Below are 15522 nucleotides of genomic sequence, written 5' to 3' on the forward strand. Positions count from 1 at the left end.
AATAAAGGTTGCTCAGTCCGTTCCCGCATAAGAATGAAGCCCGGCAATAACAAGATTAACACCCACCAGGGTAAACATTACGACGAGAAAGCCGAGTACGGCCAGCCAAGCGGATTTGCGCCCCTGCCATCCGCGGGCCAGACGTAAATGGAGATAAGCGCTGTAGAACAGCCAGGTAACAAGAGCCCATACTTCCTTGGGGTCCCATCCCCAGAACCTGCCCCAGGCCACCTCTGCCCAGATCATTGCAAAAATCAAAGCACCTAACGTAAAAATCGGAAAACCTATTGCAACCGCCCTGTATGTGATCTCATCCAGATCATTTTCGTCAATGCCGTCTAGCAGCGGGTGAAGAGCCCGGCCCAGCGGCTTGCGGAGAATCAGACGAATAATGCCATACAGTATCATACCCGAAATCAGCGACCAGATCACAGTATTGAACTTTCTGCCGGCATTCACACCGTTCATCCAGGAAGGTGCTTCAAAAAGCGGAGCCTCCATTCCAAGAAACGACTGGAAATGATCAATTTCGCTGTCGTATGGTGCCACAATAGGCGGCATTTTGTAACTCACTTTCTCTATTGTACTATCTCCCTGCCCGGGGCTGTCAATCGTAACGTTGTGGCGGACAAAGACGGATTCATATCCGGCGCCGCGGAAAGCAAACACCGATCCAAGAAATCCAATTATAACAATGATAGAAAAGAGAGTAAACTCTACCAGCCGTTGCTGCTTGATGTCACTGCGTTCCCTGCTGGCGAAATTGATTGTGCGCAGCAGATACATCAGTCCAGCGGCAAAGGCTACAGCGAAAAAGGATTCACCGAGTGCAGCCAGAGTAACATGGATGTTGAGGTAGATCGATTTCAGCGAAGGAATCAGCGGCTGTACCTCCTGGGGAAATACTGCCGCGTAAGCCATAATAATAATGGAGACAGGTACCGCGAATACACCGAGAATGATTTTACGGTAAATCGCAAAGATCACGGTAAACGCAACCATAACCATCATTGATAAAAAAGTCATGAATTCATACATGTTGCTTACCGGAATATGACCTGCGCCGATCCAGCGGGTGATGAAGTAAGCCAAATGGCTCAAAAGGCCCAGAGAAGAGGCGATAAATGCGATTCTGCCCCAGCGTGCCGTATGCTCTTCAGGCTTCCTGCCGGACCATTTCCGGCCCATAACCGCGATCGTGAACAACATAAACGCTCCGCTGTATAAAAAAAATGCGGCAATAAAGACATCACTACTGAAATCAAGCAAGCTCATGCGAGGCCTCCCCCGTTGTCCAATGATTTTTCATCGACATTCATGTCTATCTTGTTCAGAATAGCCGCGATCTCACGGCGGAAGCCGAACCAGTTCTTGTTCGTGTGGCCTCCGAGCACAAGCTCGCCATTCTCCAGGCTCAGCCAGATGCGGCGGTGCTGCCAATAAAATCCGAGAATAAGTCCAAGCATTACGATGGCGGCGCCGATCCAGACAAAGGGCATTGCCCGGTCCACACGCACATTAAGGTAGGTGGTGGATTCCGCAAAATCAACATCGCTCATGTCCTGTACCTCAAGCTCTAGAAACCTTGCTTCCCCGCCAAGCTTGTCGTTGATGGCCTGCTGCTGGAACTGCTCCTTGTCAATCTGCTTCGGAAAATAAAAATATTGCTGTCCTTCCTCCGGTAATTCAGGCCCCTTAATAATAAAAAGAAATGCGGGCGCATTCGGATAAGGCGATTTGGAGATCGGCTGGCCTTCTTCATTCAGCCCGAAGTCCATATACTTCTCCCGGAGCTGCAGGGTGTAGGGACCTGCTTCAAAGCTGCGCAGCGGATTTTTCATATCCAGCTTGAACTTGCCGAAAGATTCTCCGCTTGCGGTATTTACCAGCTCCGGCTGCACGGAGCGCAGCACCGGGGTCAGGTCGTAGTCAAACTGATACGCTTTCAAACCTTTGTAGTTAAGCGGCGAGTTCACCTGAATGTTGTGGGCGGCAACCTCGTTAAGTTTGGGCTCTTTGGAAGGATCGCTGCAGTCTGCCGTGCATTCATAGAGAACCGCCCGGGTCTCGTACAGCTTGGGAAGGATCTTCCGGCCGCGGAACTCCTCCGGCATTTCAGACTCCGAATAAAATTCAACAGTAAACTTCTCATTCTTCAGGTAAAAGGTGGTGTCCGGTATCTTGACAATCTCGCCCTGCGGGAACGCCAGATGCTGGTCCATGCTCAGTCCCGGCAGTCCTCTTGCCAGCACGGCGAGCAAAAAAATGATAAGTCCGATATGTATTACATAAGGCCCCCAGCGGCTGAAACGGTGTTTTTCTGCGAGCAGAGAACCTCCGTCCGTACGCACGCGGTACCCTTTTTGCTTAAGCGGCCCGATCAGGCTGTTCACCCAGGCTTCGGGTTCATCGTTCACTTCCTTTACCAGGACTACCTTCTGGCGGGTAAGGAACTGCCTGTGTTTGCGGATCTTCTGTCTGGTCAGCGCCTTGTAGAGCGGAAGCACCCGGTCCAGACTGCAGATCACGAGCGATGCCCCGATCATAACCAGCAGCGTCACGAACCACCAGGATTCGTAGGTGTGCGAAAGGCCGAGTTTATAATAAATATCCCCGGCTGTTCCGTACGTTTGTTTGTAGTAGGTTGAAGCATCGATATTGAGGAAGGTGCTCTCCTGCGGAAAAATCGTGCCCAGCATGGACCCCAGCAGTGTCAGGACAATGAGGTAGATCGCTATTTTGACCGAGGAAAAAAAGTTCCACACCCTGTCGATGATTCCCGGATTCACACGCTGTGAGCGGCGGGCAACTCCGTCATAGCGCATTTCAAGGTTAGCATCGGAGGCACGGTCCTTCTCATCCAGCGGTTTCCCGCATGCCTCACACAAGACGGTCCCTACAGGATTCTGATGACCGCATTCACATTTGGTATTGCTGATTAGCGGTTCGCGGCTTTTCATTGTCCCACCAGCTTTCCGATCTGCTCGTCAAGCGAGCCGAGGTCCAGCTGACCAATATGAATGCTGTCGATCCTGCCCTTGGTATTAATGAAGTAAGTTGTAGGCAGCGGTGACACGCCATAGCTGCGTACTGCGTCGCGTCCGGTGTCCATGACTACCGGGAAATCAATATCGACCTGATTGACAAAATTCTCAACGGTCATCTGATCCTCGCCGACATTCACTCCGACAACCACCACACCCTCTTCGCGCCATTTGTTCCACTGGGCCTGCAGGGCAGGCATTTCTTTTATGCACGGAGCGCACCAGGAGCCCCAAAAATTAAGCACAACCGACTTGCCCTTATACTCCTCGAGCGTGTGGACCAATCCATCCAGCCCCAGCAGCTCAAAGGAAGGCGCTTTCCCGCCTTCTCTTGCTTTGCCGTCTCCTCCGAACACGGAAGAGCCGATGGCATAGCCGCCAAGCAAAAGTATCAAAAACAGAATTACGATTTGAACCGGCTTTCTCGCTTTGCCCACACGCGAAGCCCCCTTCTGTGACGCAATTCATACTTTAGTTGTAAGGTGTGAACATCCTATGAACATTATAACGAATATTGTCACAGTTTTAGGAGGGAATTTTGTGAACATTATGTGTCTTTGCGTGTCTGATTTGTCTTTAAAGCCCCGGCCTTGGCGATTTGCTGCAGATGATTGATTTCATCCTTGGTCAAATGGCGGTAAGAGCCGCGTTTGAGATTTTGCAGCAGAATGTCTCCGAAGGAGATCCGCTTCAGACGGATTACAGGGTGGGAGATTGCTTCGAACATCCGCCGGACCTGACGGTTGCGGCCTTCATGGATGGTGATGCTGATCACCGATTCCTTATTGGCTTCATCTACATCCTTGTACTCGACTTCAGCCGGAGCGGTCATGCCGTCTTCCAGCTTAATGCCTGCCTTCAGCTTGTCCAGTGCGCTGCCGTGCGGCACACCCTTGACCGTAGCCAGATACGTCTTTGGAACATGATGCTTCGGATGCGTGAGCAGATTCGCAAACTCTCCGTCATTGGTCAGCAGCAGTAATCCTTCCGTATCATAGTCCAGACGGCCTACAGGGTATACGCGCTCTTTGATGCCTTTCAGGTAATCCGTAACCACTTTGCGGCCTTTATCATCGGATGCGCTGGTGATTACGCCTTTGGGCTTATTGAACATAATGTAGATCTTGTTCTCGCCCCGGATCGATTTACCGGAGACCTTGATCATATCTTGTTCGGGGTCCACCTTCGTTCCAAGCGTAGTTACGAGTTCCCCGTTGACTTCCACTTTACCGGCTAAAATCAGTTCTTCACATTTGCGTCTGGACGCTACTCCTGCTTGCGCCAGAATTTTCTGTAATCTTTCCATTTTGGATGACTCACCTCAGATTAATGATAACCATCAGAGGCATAAATCACAAGTTCATTCCATGGAAAAAATGCTCCCGGACAAGATTTGGTATGCGGCTCTACCAGCAAAGGCGAAATATGATAGCGTGCAGCCAGCTCCAGCAGCAGCTTGCCTGCCGCAAACAGCTGCTCTTTGCGGTCAGCATGCGGCGGAACACTGCCCTCATCATCATAATTCCCTTCGAGACATACATGGATATAGTCCGGATCCGTCATAAGCGGCGCGGCATAAATCCCGCCGTCTTTTCCGACCCAAAAGTCAAAACCCTTGCCATTAATCGACGGGCAGCGGGAATGATGCAGAATAAAACCTTTGTATTCCATCGCCTATCGGCCCCCTCTTTGTTGCTGGGATAGCATATGATGGGGGATGGGGCGGGGTGACGGGGTGTTTTTGAGTTTTATGGGTTGGGGGAAGGATGGAGGTGGAGTTGAGGAAAATCAAGCCACATGTTGCCTAAACGTAACTACGAGGAATGTTTGGACTTCCGGCTGCTGTTGTCGTAAGAATTTCTTCAATTGGACCGCTGTGCGCGGTTGAAATCCGGAGACAAAGGCGGACGCTATCGCTCCTACAGTTCCAAACTTCCTCTCCGTTACTCCGGCAACGCCATTGCACGCTCCATCCTTCTGCGGCGGATGAAGCCAAAAACACCCCCTCACCCCGCAGTTAGGGGTAGGAAAGTGACGTTGTCCAGCGGCCGGGCGCCGCTGGGGTTGTGCGGGACTGTCGTTTCTCCAGTCCCATACATCCTACTGGTTACTTTCAACGTTCCGTGTACTCCATCCTTCTGCGGCGGATGGAGAACAACCAAGTTGCTTAATAACGTTCCGTGTACTCCATCCTCCTGCGGAGGATGAGCAGCGCTGGGGTAGCGCTTAAGGGGCAGAACAATGTGTGTTTGTGCGCACCAGCTACCGGGCTAACGGACCGTAGGGGCGCTATTTTCTCGTAAGAGCACCACTTCCTGGGCTAACGGACTCCACAAGCGTTATTTCCTCCCTAACGGGCACTTTGCAGGTGTTTTTCGGTAAATAAAGGAACTGAGGTCCGTTAGCGGAGAAAAAGGTTAATTTTTGCGGAAATAAGGGACTCTGGGTCCGTTACGATGTGGTTGGAGCTGCTGCATCCACCAGTATAATTAAGACAATTATTATTGGCGGCAAGGGCATTCATCAGAATCCGTCATCCGGCTCCTCTAACTCGATCATATGATCTGCAAACATAGCCAATACAAAGACAATAGCATTGATAAAAAAGTTAATAAATCCGCCCAGACCGATACCACTGTCCTGCAGAGCATCCCCAGTCATGGACGCTGCGAAATTGTTGAATTGAAGCACATCAAATAGGTATAACAGAAAAGTAATCACGCTGAAAATCCGTCTGTCAGAGAAGAAACCGATGGCTGCTGACAGTGCCACTGCACTGCAGAAAGAATTAAAATACAGCAATGTGCTTCTATCCGCAAACCTGCCGTTAAATTTAAATATCAGACCGTTTACTGCGGCGAGCAGAACAAGTGTCCCGCAGAGACAGCCGATTTTTTTGATCAGCCAACTTTTATCTCTATTCCACTCCACTTGAAACACATCAACAGCGAAACGGAGAGGATACATTAAAATTAAGCCGTAACACACCGCCAAAACAATTATGATCTGCAAGCTTGTACACCTTCTTTGTAAAAATGCCTTAGCACGGGAAGTCATCCTCGTACTTTCCCAAGACCTTAACACATTTTCACAAATACTGGAATGAGGCATTTCACAGCCTACCCGAACACCAGCAAACAAACCGCAATAGCCGCGATAAAGCCGATGACGTCGGAGAACAAGCCGACCTTCAGGGCGTAGCGCCCGTTGCGGATGCCTACGGCGCCGAAGTAGACGGTAAGGACGTACAGTGTGGTGTCCGTACTTCCCTGGATGGTGGAGGCGATCATCCCGATCAGGGAGTCCGGGCCGTGGACGCGGATCAGATCAGTGGTGTAGGCGAGTGAGCCGGTGCCTGTCAGCGGACGCAGCAGGCCGAGCGGCAGCACTTCCGCAGGCACTCCCAGTCCCTCCAGCGCAGGCGCAATAAAGCCCATCAGGAAATCAAGCGCACCGGAAGCGCGGAACACGCTTATAGCCACAAGCATGCCGACAAGATGCGGAATAATAGCGATGGCTGTGCCAAAGCCGTCCTTTGCCCCTTCTACGAAGGATTCATAGACCGGCACCTTCCGCGTAAAAGCATAAAGCGGAATAAACGTGATCATCACCGGAATCGCCCAGGCCGAAATCAGGCTGATTAGCTGGAACAAAGAGCTCACCCCTTCACTGAAGTATGCGGGAGCGCAGTACTTCCTCTGGCGGAATCCCCGGGCTTCACTGCAGGCGGCTTCGGCGGCCTGCGCAGCAGTGTCAGACGGCGGAACAGCCTGTCTGCCGCAATGGCGGCGAGCGTCGCCACAGCGGTAGCTGCAAGCGTGGTGCCGACAATGCCTGCCGGATCTGCCGAGCCGTAATTCAGACGGATTGCGATCAGCGTAGCGGGAATCAGGGTGATGCTGGCTGTGTTCAGCGCAAGCAGCGTACACATGGCCGGTGTTGCAGTTTCCTTGTCAGGATTCAGCGTCTGCAGCTCCTGCATCGCCTTGATTCCCATAGGGGTTGCCGCATTGCCAAGACCCAGCAGATTAGCGCTCATATTGGAGAGGATATAGCCGATAGCGGGATGGCCTTTTGGAACATCGGGGAACAGAAAGGACACTACGGGTCCAAGCACTCTGGCGATTTTTTTCAGCAGCCCCGCATCCTCAGCCACCCGCATCATTCCCATCCAGAACACAAGGACGCTAATCAGGCCGAAGCTTACAGTGACCCCGTTCTTTGCACCATCGAATACAGCAGCTGTAAAAGCGTCCATCCTGCCGTTTACAGCCGCGAAGATGAAGCCGATGACAATCATCCCCAGCCAAATCCCATTAATCATGCCGTTCCCTCCCCCGTTCGATCTAAACTCAGCTTTATTTCAGGATCTACTCATTCGCTTCCCTTCCCAGTTCAAAAAGTGCGCGGAGCGCGCTGCCCACCGCCTGCAGCCAGCTGTGCGCCGGATAAGCTATACTCATGGCCGGACTGTATCTCTTATCGTAAGCAGACTGCTCCGGCGGGAGCTGCCCGGACTCATAGACAGGAACCCGGCCGATCTCCTTCCCGCCAAGCTTTACAATAATTACTCCCCTGAGGCCAAAACTGCTGCTGCGTGCCTGTCCTTCTGCAGTGCCAGCTTCCCGGTTCAGCACCAGCTTCGTCATTATCCGTGCTTCCTCTCCCTGGCCCAGAGGGTAAGCGAAAGCCTTGCCTGTTACGTAACTGTAGCCGCTGATCCCCTCACCGCGTTCGATTAATGTCTTGAGCGGATAATGGTTGAAGCCGAAATTCAGCAGTGAAGCATGGTCATTCCAGTCGTTGCCGTCGTTGAGCGTAACCGCGACAAGCTGCTGCCCGTTCCGGGTGGCGGAGCTGACGAGCGTGCGCAGCGCTTTTTTGGTATAGCCGGTCTTTACGCCATCCGCTCCTTCATAAAGTCGAAGCATCTTGTTTTTATTGCTCCATTTGTAGTCCCATTTTTCATACGGATTATCTGCCGTCTTCTCCGGGGTCTTTACAATTTCCTTGAACACCGGATTATGCATGGCGTATGCAGTCAGCTTTGCAAGATCATTTGCGCTGGAATAATGCCCTTCGGCATCGAGGCCGTGCGGGTTGGCAAAATGGCTGTTAACAAGCCCCAGCTCCTCCGCTTTGGCATTCATCATGTAGACAAACCCCTGCTCCGAACCGCCGATATGCTCGGCAATCGCTGTTGCAGCATCATTTCCCGAACGCAGCATCAGGCCGTACAGCATATTTTCCAGGGTCATTTCCTCACCCAGCTTCAGATAAATCGACGACCCCTCCTTGGCAAAAGCATTTTTGCCCACCTTTACTTTGGAGGTCAAATCCCCGTTTTCTATAGCCACAATGGCCGTCATAATTTTGGTCAGACTGGCGATCAGCATCGGCTCATCTCCCCTGCTGCTGTACAGGAGCCTTCCGGATTCCACGTCGATTAGCGCTGCCGCCCTGGCATGCGTGGAAATCGAGGCATTTTCCGCCCGCACTCCGGACGTGGGTCCAAGGACTGCCAGCATTAGGCACACTATTACAATGAGCGACGGTTTAAAAGTTAATCTCTTCATCTTCATCCTCCGGCTTCTTATCAGTCTCAACCTAAGGCTCCAATCACGACCTGTGCTGTACAAGTGTATGCGGCACGGCGGACAGGTATGTCCTTTGTTCATTAGCACGTCATACAAAAAGGGACACCGCCTCTCCATGGCGATGTCCCGATTCATGTCAATAACAGTGACAAGTAATTGCTGCAATCCTCTGAACCTGCAGGACTTTTTAATGCGCGGATGAAGCCGAAGAAGGCTTATCCGTCTTCACTGTCACTGTGGCAGCAGGCGGGTTTACTGTCTGTGCCCCTGCAGGCGTACCGTTGTTTTGAAACATATTCTGGATTTTGTCAATCAGGCTCGGTGTGGCATCGATAATTTTCTCAAACAGATGGGTTTGATTATCCAGCGGCACAATATGTACCCCTTCTTTGCCCACGACCAGAAACGCAATCGGACGAATAGAGACACCGCCCCCGCTGCCGCCGCCAAAAGGAAGCATTTTGACACCGCCGTTATTTGTTCCGTTCACCCCTGGAGCATCATCCTCCACCCGCAGATCGCTTCCCCCGGCTGCAAAGCCGAAAGCAACTTTACTGATCGGCAGAATCACGCTGCCATCCGGGGTTTCTACCGGATCTCCGACAATTGTGTTAACATCCACCATGCCTTTGATATTTTCCATCGCAGTCTGCATCAGACCTTGAATAGGATGGTCACCCATGTTGTTATCCTCCTTTAACTTCTTGGGAATACTCTTTCTTCCTCGGAATTATCATCCCCAGCTCTCTCTATTTGTATGTAAAACGTTTCTTCATTCCCCGCCCTCTCCGGACGATTCCCGCTGTTTGCGGCTTAACAGCTTTCTCCACAGGGCCAGGCCGCCTTTAACACTGATGATGCGGCGGAGGAGCACCAAGCCCGAATATAGAACATAGGCCAAAGAGAGCTTACCGTTACACACCAATACCGTTGAGAAGCAAAGGTCATCCTTGAACACGGGAGCAACAAACAGCCGTGGCGTATGCTGCAGCCGGACAAATTGTGAACCCCAGCCGACCAGAATCCACTTCATCCCCCACAATGCCCCCGCAGCAGTCGCCGTATACGCTGCATCACCCAGTGAGAAATCGGTAGACCAGTCGAGCTTTAAGATTTTGACGTTGGACATGAGCCCTTTAAGCCATTTTTTCAGCCCCCCGGTTGCCCGGATCGCCAGCTTGATATCAGTTGTCAAGTTCGTTAAAGTTTGTTTGTCAACATGATTGACTTTATCATTATTCATTTTAAAAGGCGCCATCCCGCTTTCTTCCAGCTTCACCCGGATTCCCCGCTCTATGCCCTCATATACCATTTCAGGCAGCTCATAATGAAACTTTACCAGCCCAAACAGAGCCTTCAAGTCAAATTCAACCCGGTCATTCTTCCCGGTCCTGCGCACACGGAAATGAAAATGAATAGAGGAAGAAAGCACCAGTATAATTAGAAACAGCAGCAGCGCTAAAAGTATTGCAAGCCATAACTTCACGCATTAACCTCCAAGCAGCCTTAATAGAGAACCTTGGATTAGTATGGCAATTTGGGCTGGAAAAAATTCGGCATATCGCAAAACACGCAAAAAAAACCGCTGCCCCAAAAAGGAACAACGGTACTCCGGTCAAAAGAATGCTATGATGGCTCAACATCGTCAAACGTCATCTGGCTGTCCAGCTTGTTGAACAGCAGCTGTGTCTCTTCCTCCAGACTGTCAGAGGTATCAAAATTCGACGGCTCCGGCAGCTCCTGCAGACTGGCCAGCCCGAAGCTGTCCAGAAAGGATTTGGTCGTTCCGTACAAAATCGGGCGGCCGACGGCTTCCGCACGTCCTACCTCCTGGATCAGATCCTTGTTGCTCAGCGTATGGATTGCCCTCTCGGATTTCACACCGCGGATCTCTTCAATCTCCACTCTGGTGATAGGCTGCCGGTAAGCTACAATGGCCAGCGTCTCCAGCGCCGCCTGTGAAAGCGAAGAGCGGGAAGGAGAATAGGCCAGCCGTTCAAAATAAGGCGCATGATCCGGCAGCGTAGCCAGCCTGTAATTACCGGCAATCTGCACCACCTGCAGGCCGCGGCCCTGCTGGGTGAAATCTTCCCTCAGCTCTTCCAGCGCCCTGCCGGCCACATCCGCCCGCTGCTCGGTAATTTCGGCAATCTGGCGTACAGACAATCCCTCATCACCCGACAGAAATAACAACCCTTCAATAATCGATTTCAGCGTTTTGTAATCCACTGAAGTTGTCCCCTCCTCTCCATTCCATCACGATATCCTCAAACAATTTCTCCTGATAGCAGAAAATAGCCTTCATCTTCATCAGCTCCAGGATAGCCAGGAAGGTGGTCACAATTTCATGACGGGCCATTTCATCATGCAGCAGCGCCGAGAAGCGCAGCCGTCCGCCCATCCCTTTGCGCTGCAGTACATCGGACACCTCGCGGATCCGGTCCTTGACCGAGACTTCATCGCGGGTAATCCGCTGGTAGGAGGTTCTTTGGGCCGCCTTGCTCAGTGCCTTGCGGAAAGCCGCGATCAGATCAGAGGCATGGAGCCCTTTTAACGTATTATCCAGCTGCACAGGTACAAAAGGGGCCAGATCCTCCGGTTCCTTCGTAAAAATCAGGCTGCGTTCGCTTTCCATATCCAGCAGCTGCACGGCAATGCTCTTGATCTTCCGGTATTCAATCAGCCGTTCTACCAGCTCCGCACGCGGATCATAGCCGTCATCTTCGTAGTATTCAAAATCTTCAATTTCAATGACTGGCGGCTTCGGCAGCAGCAGCTTGCTCTTGATGGACAACAGGGTGGCGGCCATGACAAGAAATTCGCTGGTAATATCCAGTTCCAGCTCCTGCATGCTCTGCAGATATGCCATGTACTGTTCGGTGATCTCGCTGACCGGAATGTCCTGGATGTCGATTTCCGCCTTGTCAATTAAATGCAAGAGCAGATCGAGCGGACCTTCGAACGTCTCCAGCTTGTACAATACAGTCACGAGGGTTCCTCCCGTAAAAAAAGTAAAGTGCAGCGCCGCCAGGGCGCTACACAAGTAGAAAGGGTTTTATAGTCCATGCTTTCTTCTTATACTTATAAATAAGCACGAATATTGTCGTTTCGTCAAGAGGCTGTCTTATTTGAAGAGCTTGTTAAGGTTTGCCATTTCAATGGCAGCAGTAGCTGCATCCCAGCCCTTGTTGCCTGCTTTGGTTCCGGAACGTTCGATGGCCTGCTCAATATTCTCGGTCGTTACCACACCAAAGATCGTCGGAACTCCGGTTTTGAGATTGATCGCAGCCACCCCTTTGGCTACTTCATTGCAGACATAATCATAATGGGTTGTAGATCCGCGGATCACAGTACCCAGGGTGATTACGGCATCATATTTGCCGCTTTCCGCCATTTTTTGGGCAATCAGCGGAATTTCGAACACTCCCGGTACCCAGGCTACATCGACTTCATCGTCGGCTACACCGTGGCGTTTAAAAGCATCCAGTGCTCCGGACAGCAGCTTGCTGGTAATAAACTCATTGAAACGTCCTACGACTACCCCGTATTTTAACCCTTCAGAAACTAAATGTCCTTCAAAATAATTCGGCATTCTCTTCATCAACCCTTCATTAGTAAATTAGTAAATTAGTAAATCAAGTGAATCCGTTAAACAAAGTTTAAATCTTCGAATCCTCATTCTGTTCAATGCTGTCAAAAGTAAGCAGATGCCCCAGCTTCGACTGCTTCGTATGCAGGTAATTCGTATTGTCCTTGTTCTCCGGCATTTGAATCGGCACACGCTCCACAATTTCAAGGCCGTAGCCTTCCAGTCCCTTGATCTTGCGGGGGTTGTTGGTCAGCAGCTTGATTTTGGAAATGCCGAGGTCCTTCAGGATCTGTGCCCCGATGCCGTAATCACGGAGATCGGCGGGGAAGCCCAGCTTCAGGTTCGCATCCACAGTATCAAGCCCTTCTTCCTGAAGCTTGTAAGCCCGCAGCTTGTTGATCAGGCCGATGCCTCTGCCTTCCTGGCGCATATAGAGCAGGACGCCTCTGCCGGCAGCTTCGATCTGGCGCAGCGCCGCTTCAAACTGCGGACCGCAGTCGCAGCGGTGGGAGTGGAATACATCTCCTGTAAGGCACTCGGAATGCACGCGTACTAGTACCGGCTCATCACCGGACAGATCGCCTTTGACCAAGGCTACATGCTCCTTATCGTCCACCTCATTCGTATAAGCGACAGTCTGGAAGACGCCGAAATCGGTCGGCAGGTTCACAGACACCTCACGGGTAACCAGGTGCTCCTTCTCGTTGCGGTAATGGATGAGATCCTTGATGCTGATCAGCTTGAGGTCATGCTTTTTGGCGATCTCCACCAGATCCGGCAGACGGGCCATCGTACCGTCGGCCTTAACCACTTCACAGATCACGCCGGACGGGTAAGCGCCGCACATGCGGGCCAGATCGACAGCAGCTTCGGTATGTCCGGCACGGCGCAGCACTCCGCCTTTTTTGGCGATCAGCGGGAACATGTGGCCCGGTCTGCGGAAATCGGATGCTTTGGCGTTGGGGTCCATAATGGCTTTGATCGTCATGGAACGTTCAGCAGCAGAAATTCCGGTCGTAGTATCCTTATGGTCAATGGATACGGTAAAGGCGGTTCCATGGTAATCCGTATTCTGGCTCACCATTGGCTGCAGGTCCAGCTCCTCTGCCCGCTCCGCCGTGATCGGCAGGCAGACAAGGCCGCGCCCTTCCGTGATCATAAAGTTGATCACCTCCGGTGTGGCACGTTCGGCAAGTGCGATAAAGTCACCTTCATTCTCACGGTCTTCATCATCGACAACAATAATCACCTTGCCGCGCATCAAATCATAGATGGCGTCTTCAACCCGGTCCAGGACGCTGTCCTGTTTGGCTTCTTGGCTCATTGTAACTGTCCTCCTTATCGCTTGCCCCCTATTCACGCAGGTACAAGCCTTCTAATAATTTATACAAATCCGTTGGCCGCCAGAAAATCATGGCTGATCCGGGAGCTGCTCTCTTCTTCTCCGGCCCCGGAACGGGAACCGTAATGCAGCAGATGATCCACATATTTGCCGAGCACATCACATTCAATATTCACGCTGTCACCTGAACGCTTATGGTTAAGCACCGTCTCACCAAGCGTGTGCGGAATAATGGAAACTGTGAACGCTGATGCACTGGTATTCACTACCGTAAGGCTGATGCCGTCAATCGTAATGGAGCCTTTGGGAATAATGTACTTGAACAACGATCCGCGGTCCGGAACAATCTCGAACACTACTGCGTTCTGGTCCCGCTTGATACTGCGTATCTCTCCAGTCCCATCCACATGGCCCTGCACAATATGGCCGCCAAAACGCCCGCCTGCAGCCATCGCCCGTTCGAGGTTCATTTTGCTTCCGGTGCGCAGCTCCTTCAAATTGCTGTTGCGGTAGGTCTGCGGCATAACATCAACGGTAAAAGAATGGCTCCCGAGGGACGTAGCCGTCAGGCAGACACCGTTGACGGATACGCTGTCGCCGATTTTGAGATCATCCATGATGACAGAGGCGCCGATATTCAGCACCATCATTTCGCCCCCGCTTGTAACGCCGCGGAGAACGCCAACCTCCTCTACCAGTCCGGTGAACATACTATCCCCTCCTTAAAAATGGTTAGCTTCCGCCTAGCGGATCGGAGTACCGCTGATACACACATTATCCCCGAGCACTTCCACTTCCAATCCTTCCAGGGTAATAGCATCAGACATCTTCTCCACACCTTCAAACTCAAAGGTTCCGGCAGCAGCTGTTCCCCCTCCGACAAGCTTCGGAGCAAAGAACAGAATGACGCGGTCAACGAGCCCGCCTGCCAGCATGGCGCCGTTCAGTGTGCCGCCGCCTTCCAGCAGGATTGAACCGATCTCAAGCTCACCCAGCGCGGTCATGGCAGCCTGCAAATCAACACGCGGCCCTGGACCGACGACTACAACCTGAACATCTGCACTTAGCAGCGCAGCATGTTTCTCCTGATCCGCTGCTTCCGTTGTTATGACAACGGTTGGTGCCAGTCCGTCACTCACGACAGCGGACTCCAGCGGAATACGCAGGGAAGAGTCGACCACAATCCGGATCGGATTGAACCCCGGCACCTGCATTCTTGTCGTCAGTGAAGGATTATCGGCAATAACTGTATTTACGCCGACCATAATTCCTTGATGACGGTGCCGCAGTGTATGTACGATCTCCCGGGCCTGCCCGTTTGATATCCACTTGCTGTCTCCGGTACGGGTGGCAATCTTACCATCCAGCGTACTTGCACTCTTCAGCGTGACAAAAGGCTGCCTGGTCAGAATGTACTTGATGAATTTCTCATTCAGCCGCAAAGCCCGGCTGCGCAGCAGCCCTACCTCCACATCAATCCCCTGCTCGCGCAGCATGGCAATTCCCCTGCCAGCCACCTGCGGATTGGGGTCCTCACAGGCAACTACTACCCGCGCAACGCCCTCGTCAATCAGCCGCTGGCTGCAGGGTGGCGTTATCCCGTAATGGCTGCAGGGCTCAAGGGTTACGTATGCCGTACTGCCCTGCGCTTTACCTGCGGCCATATTCAGCGCATGCACTTCGGCGTGGCCTGTCCCGCGCTGCAGGTGGGTACCCAGGCCGATCATGGCCCCGTCCTTTACGACTACGCAGCCTACAACCGGATTAATGCCTGTCTGTCCTTGAGCACGCTCTGCCATATCCAGCGCCAGCGACATATAAAACTCATCGTTCATCGTATCCATGATTTGCCCCCAATCTTTAGTGAAATTATTTCTGGTCCAAACAGAAAAAACCCGTCTCAATCTCCAGGAGGAGTTCAAGACGGGATATACGAGAGTTTGCCGGCAG

17 protein-coding genes are annotated in these 15522 nt (G+C 52.0%); all 17 read right to left on the reverse strand.

Translation table 11 applies throughout. The features are described 5' to 3' along the window. Positions 1–12 precede the first annotated feature (12 nt). Complete coding sequence (gene ccsA, locus C2I18_RS02125) at positions 13–1275, reverse strand: cytochrome c biogenesis protein CcsA (RefSeq protein ID WP_249899649.1); 1263 nt, start codon at positions 1273–1275, stop codon at positions 13–15. Then, complete coding sequence (gene resB / locus C2I18_RS02130; protein WP_249899650.1) at positions 1272–2960, reverse strand: cytochrome c biogenesis protein ResB; 1689 nt, start codon at positions 2958–2960, stop codon at positions 1272–1274. Before resB ends, ccsA begins: the two co-directional genes overlap by 4 nt. Continuing rightward, positions 2957–3481: a redoxin domain-containing protein gene (locus tag C2I18_RS02135; RefSeq protein ID WP_249899651.1), complete on the reverse strand. Its 525-nt coding sequence runs from the start codon at positions 3479–3481 to the stop codon at positions 2957–2959. Before C2I18_RS02135 ends, resB begins: the two co-directional genes overlap by 4 nt. A 110-nt stretch (positions 3482–3591) precedes the next feature. Beyond that, positions 3592–4350, reverse strand: a complete 759-nt coding sequence (locus C2I18_RS02140) for a pseudouridine synthase (protein ID WP_249899652.1) — start codon at positions 4348–4350, stop codon at positions 3592–3594. 20 nt (positions 4351–4370) lie between these two features. Then, positions 4371–4715, reverse strand: a complete 345-nt coding sequence (locus C2I18_RS02145; RefSeq protein WP_249899653.1) for a peptidoglycan recognition protein family protein — start codon at positions 4713–4715, stop codon at positions 4371–4373. Between the two features lie 852 nt (positions 4716–5567). Further along, positions 5568–6101 (reverse strand): hypothetical protein, encoded by a 534-nt coding sequence (locus C2I18_RS02150; protein WP_249899654.1) that lies wholly within the window; start codon positions 6099–6101, stop codon positions 5568–5570. 62 nt (positions 6102–6163) lie between these two features. Then, on the reverse strand, positions 6164–6652 hold the full coding sequence (locus tag C2I18_RS02155) for a spore maturation protein (protein ID WP_249901976.1): 489 nt from the start codon (positions 6650–6652) through the stop codon (positions 6164–6166). Between the two features lie 50 nt (positions 6653–6702). Beyond that, entirely contained in the window at positions 6703–7368 is a 666-nt protein-coding gene (locus C2I18_RS02160) for a nucleoside recognition domain-containing protein (protein WP_249899655.1), read from the reverse strand. A gap of 46 nt (positions 7369–7414) precedes the next feature. Further along, positions 7415–8620: a D-alanyl-D-alanine carboxypeptidase family protein gene (locus C2I18_RS02165; protein ID WP_481857864.1), complete on the reverse strand. Its 1206-nt coding sequence runs from the start codon at positions 8618–8620 to the stop codon at positions 7415–7417. A gap of 208 nt (positions 8621–8828) precedes the next feature. Then, a complete protein-coding gene (gene ytfJ / locus C2I18_RS02170; protein WP_249899656.1) occupies positions 8829–9323 on the reverse strand; it encodes a GerW family sporulation protein in 495 nt (164 codons plus the stop codon). 90 nt (positions 9324–9413) lie between these two features. Further along, on the reverse strand, positions 9414–10127 hold the full coding sequence (locus C2I18_RS02175; protein ID WP_249899657.1) for a DUF2953 domain-containing protein: 714 nt from the start codon (positions 10125–10127) through the stop codon (positions 9414–9416). A gap of 140 nt (positions 10128–10267) precedes the next feature. Continuing rightward, positions 10268–10870 (reverse strand): SMC-Scp complex subunit ScpB, encoded by a 603-nt coding sequence (gene scpB / locus C2I18_RS02180; RefSeq protein ID WP_249899658.1) that lies wholly within the window; start codon positions 10868–10870, stop codon positions 10268–10270. After that, positions 10839–11630, reverse strand: a complete 792-nt coding sequence (locus C2I18_RS02185) for a segregation and condensation protein A (RefSeq protein ID WP_249899659.1) — start codon at positions 11628–11630, stop codon at positions 10839–10841. The genes scpB and C2I18_RS02185 overlap by 32 nt, the downstream gene beginning before the upstream one ends. Before the next feature lie 135 nt (positions 11631–11765). Continuing rightward, on the reverse strand, positions 11766–12233 hold the full coding sequence (ribH, locus tag C2I18_RS02190) for a 6,7-dimethyl-8-ribityllumazine synthase (protein WP_036727378.1): 468 nt from the start codon (positions 12231–12233) through the stop codon (positions 11766–11768). Between the two features lie 67 nt (positions 12234–12300). Next, positions 12301–13554 carry a bifunctional 3,4-dihydroxy-2-butanone-4-phosphate synthase/GTP cyclohydrolase II gene (locus C2I18_RS02195; RefSeq protein WP_249899660.1) on the reverse strand — a complete coding sequence of 418 codons (1254 nt, stop codon included), beginning with the start codon at positions 13552–13554 and terminating at the stop codon, positions 12301–12303. A gap of 59 nt (positions 13555–13613) precedes the next feature. After that, a complete protein-coding gene (locus tag C2I18_RS02200; protein WP_249899661.1) occupies positions 13614–14282 on the reverse strand; it encodes a riboflavin synthase in 669 nt (222 codons plus the stop codon). A gap of 33 nt (positions 14283–14315) precedes the next feature. Continuing rightward, on the reverse strand, positions 14316–15416 hold the full coding sequence (ribD, locus tag C2I18_RS02205) for a bifunctional diaminohydroxyphosphoribosylaminopyrimidine deaminase/5-amino-6-(5-phosphoribosylamino)uracil reductase RibD (RefSeq protein ID WP_249899662.1): 1101 nt from the start codon (positions 15414–15416) through the stop codon (positions 14316–14318). Positions 15417–15522: the final 106 nt, after the last annotated feature.

It is taken from the genome of Paenibacillus sp. PK3_47 (assembly GCF_023520895.1).
Taxonomy (GTDB): Bacteria; Bacillota; Bacilli; order Paenibacillales; family Paenibacillaceae; genus Paenibacillus_AQ.

Excerpts from the sequence above, each read along its gene's own strand:
- ccsA (WP_249899649.1), bottom strand. The coding sequence starts at position 1,275 with ATGAGCTTGCTTGATTTCAGTAGTGATGTCTTTATTGCCGCATTTTTT.
- resB (WP_249899650.1), bottom strand. The coding sequence starts at position 2,960 with ATGAAAAGCCGCGAACCGCTAATCAGCAATACCAAATGTGAATGCGGT.
- C2I18_RS02140 (WP_249899652.1), bottom strand. The coding sequence starts at position 4,350 with ATGGAAAGATTACAGAAAATTCTGGCGCAAGCAGGAGTAGCGTCCAGA.
- C2I18_RS02145 (WP_249899653.1), bottom strand. The coding sequence starts at position 4,715 with ATGGAATACAAAGGTTTTATTCTGCATCATTCCCGCTGCCCGTCGATT.
- C2I18_RS02150 (WP_249899654.1), bottom strand. The coding sequence starts at position 6,101 with ATGACTTCCCGTGCTAAGGCATTTTTACAAAGAAGGTGTACAAGCTTG.
- C2I18_RS02155 (WP_249901976.1), bottom strand. The coding sequence starts at position 6,652 with ATGATCACGTTTATTCCGCTTTATGCTTTTACGCGGAAGGTGCCGGTC.
- C2I18_RS02160 (WP_249899655.1), bottom strand. The coding sequence starts at position 7,368 with ATGATTAATGGGATTTGGCTGGGGATGATTGTCATCGGCTTCATCTTC.
- C2I18_RS02165 (WP_481857864.1), bottom strand. The coding sequence starts at position 8,620 with ATGAAGAGATTAACTTTTAAACCGTCGCTCATTGTAATAGTGTGCCTA.
- ytfJ (WP_249899656.1), bottom strand. The coding sequence starts at position 9,323 with ATGGGTGACCATCCTATTCAAGGTCTGATGCAGACTGCGATGGAAAAT.
- ribH (WP_036727378.1), bottom strand. The coding sequence starts at position 12,233 with ATGCCGAATTATTTTGAAGGACATTTAGTTTCTGAAGGGTTAAAATAC.
- C2I18_RS02195 (WP_249899660.1), bottom strand. The coding sequence starts at position 13,554 with ATGAGCCAAGAAGCCAAACAGGACAGCGTCCTGGACCGGGTTGAAGAC.
- C2I18_RS02200 (WP_249899661.1), bottom strand. The coding sequence starts at position 14,282 with ATGTTCACCGGACTGGTAGAGGAGGTTGGCGTTCTCCGCGGCGTTACA.
- ribD (WP_249899662.1), bottom strand. The coding sequence starts at position 15,416 with ATGGATACGATGAACGATGAGTTTTATATGTCGCTGGCGCTGGATATG.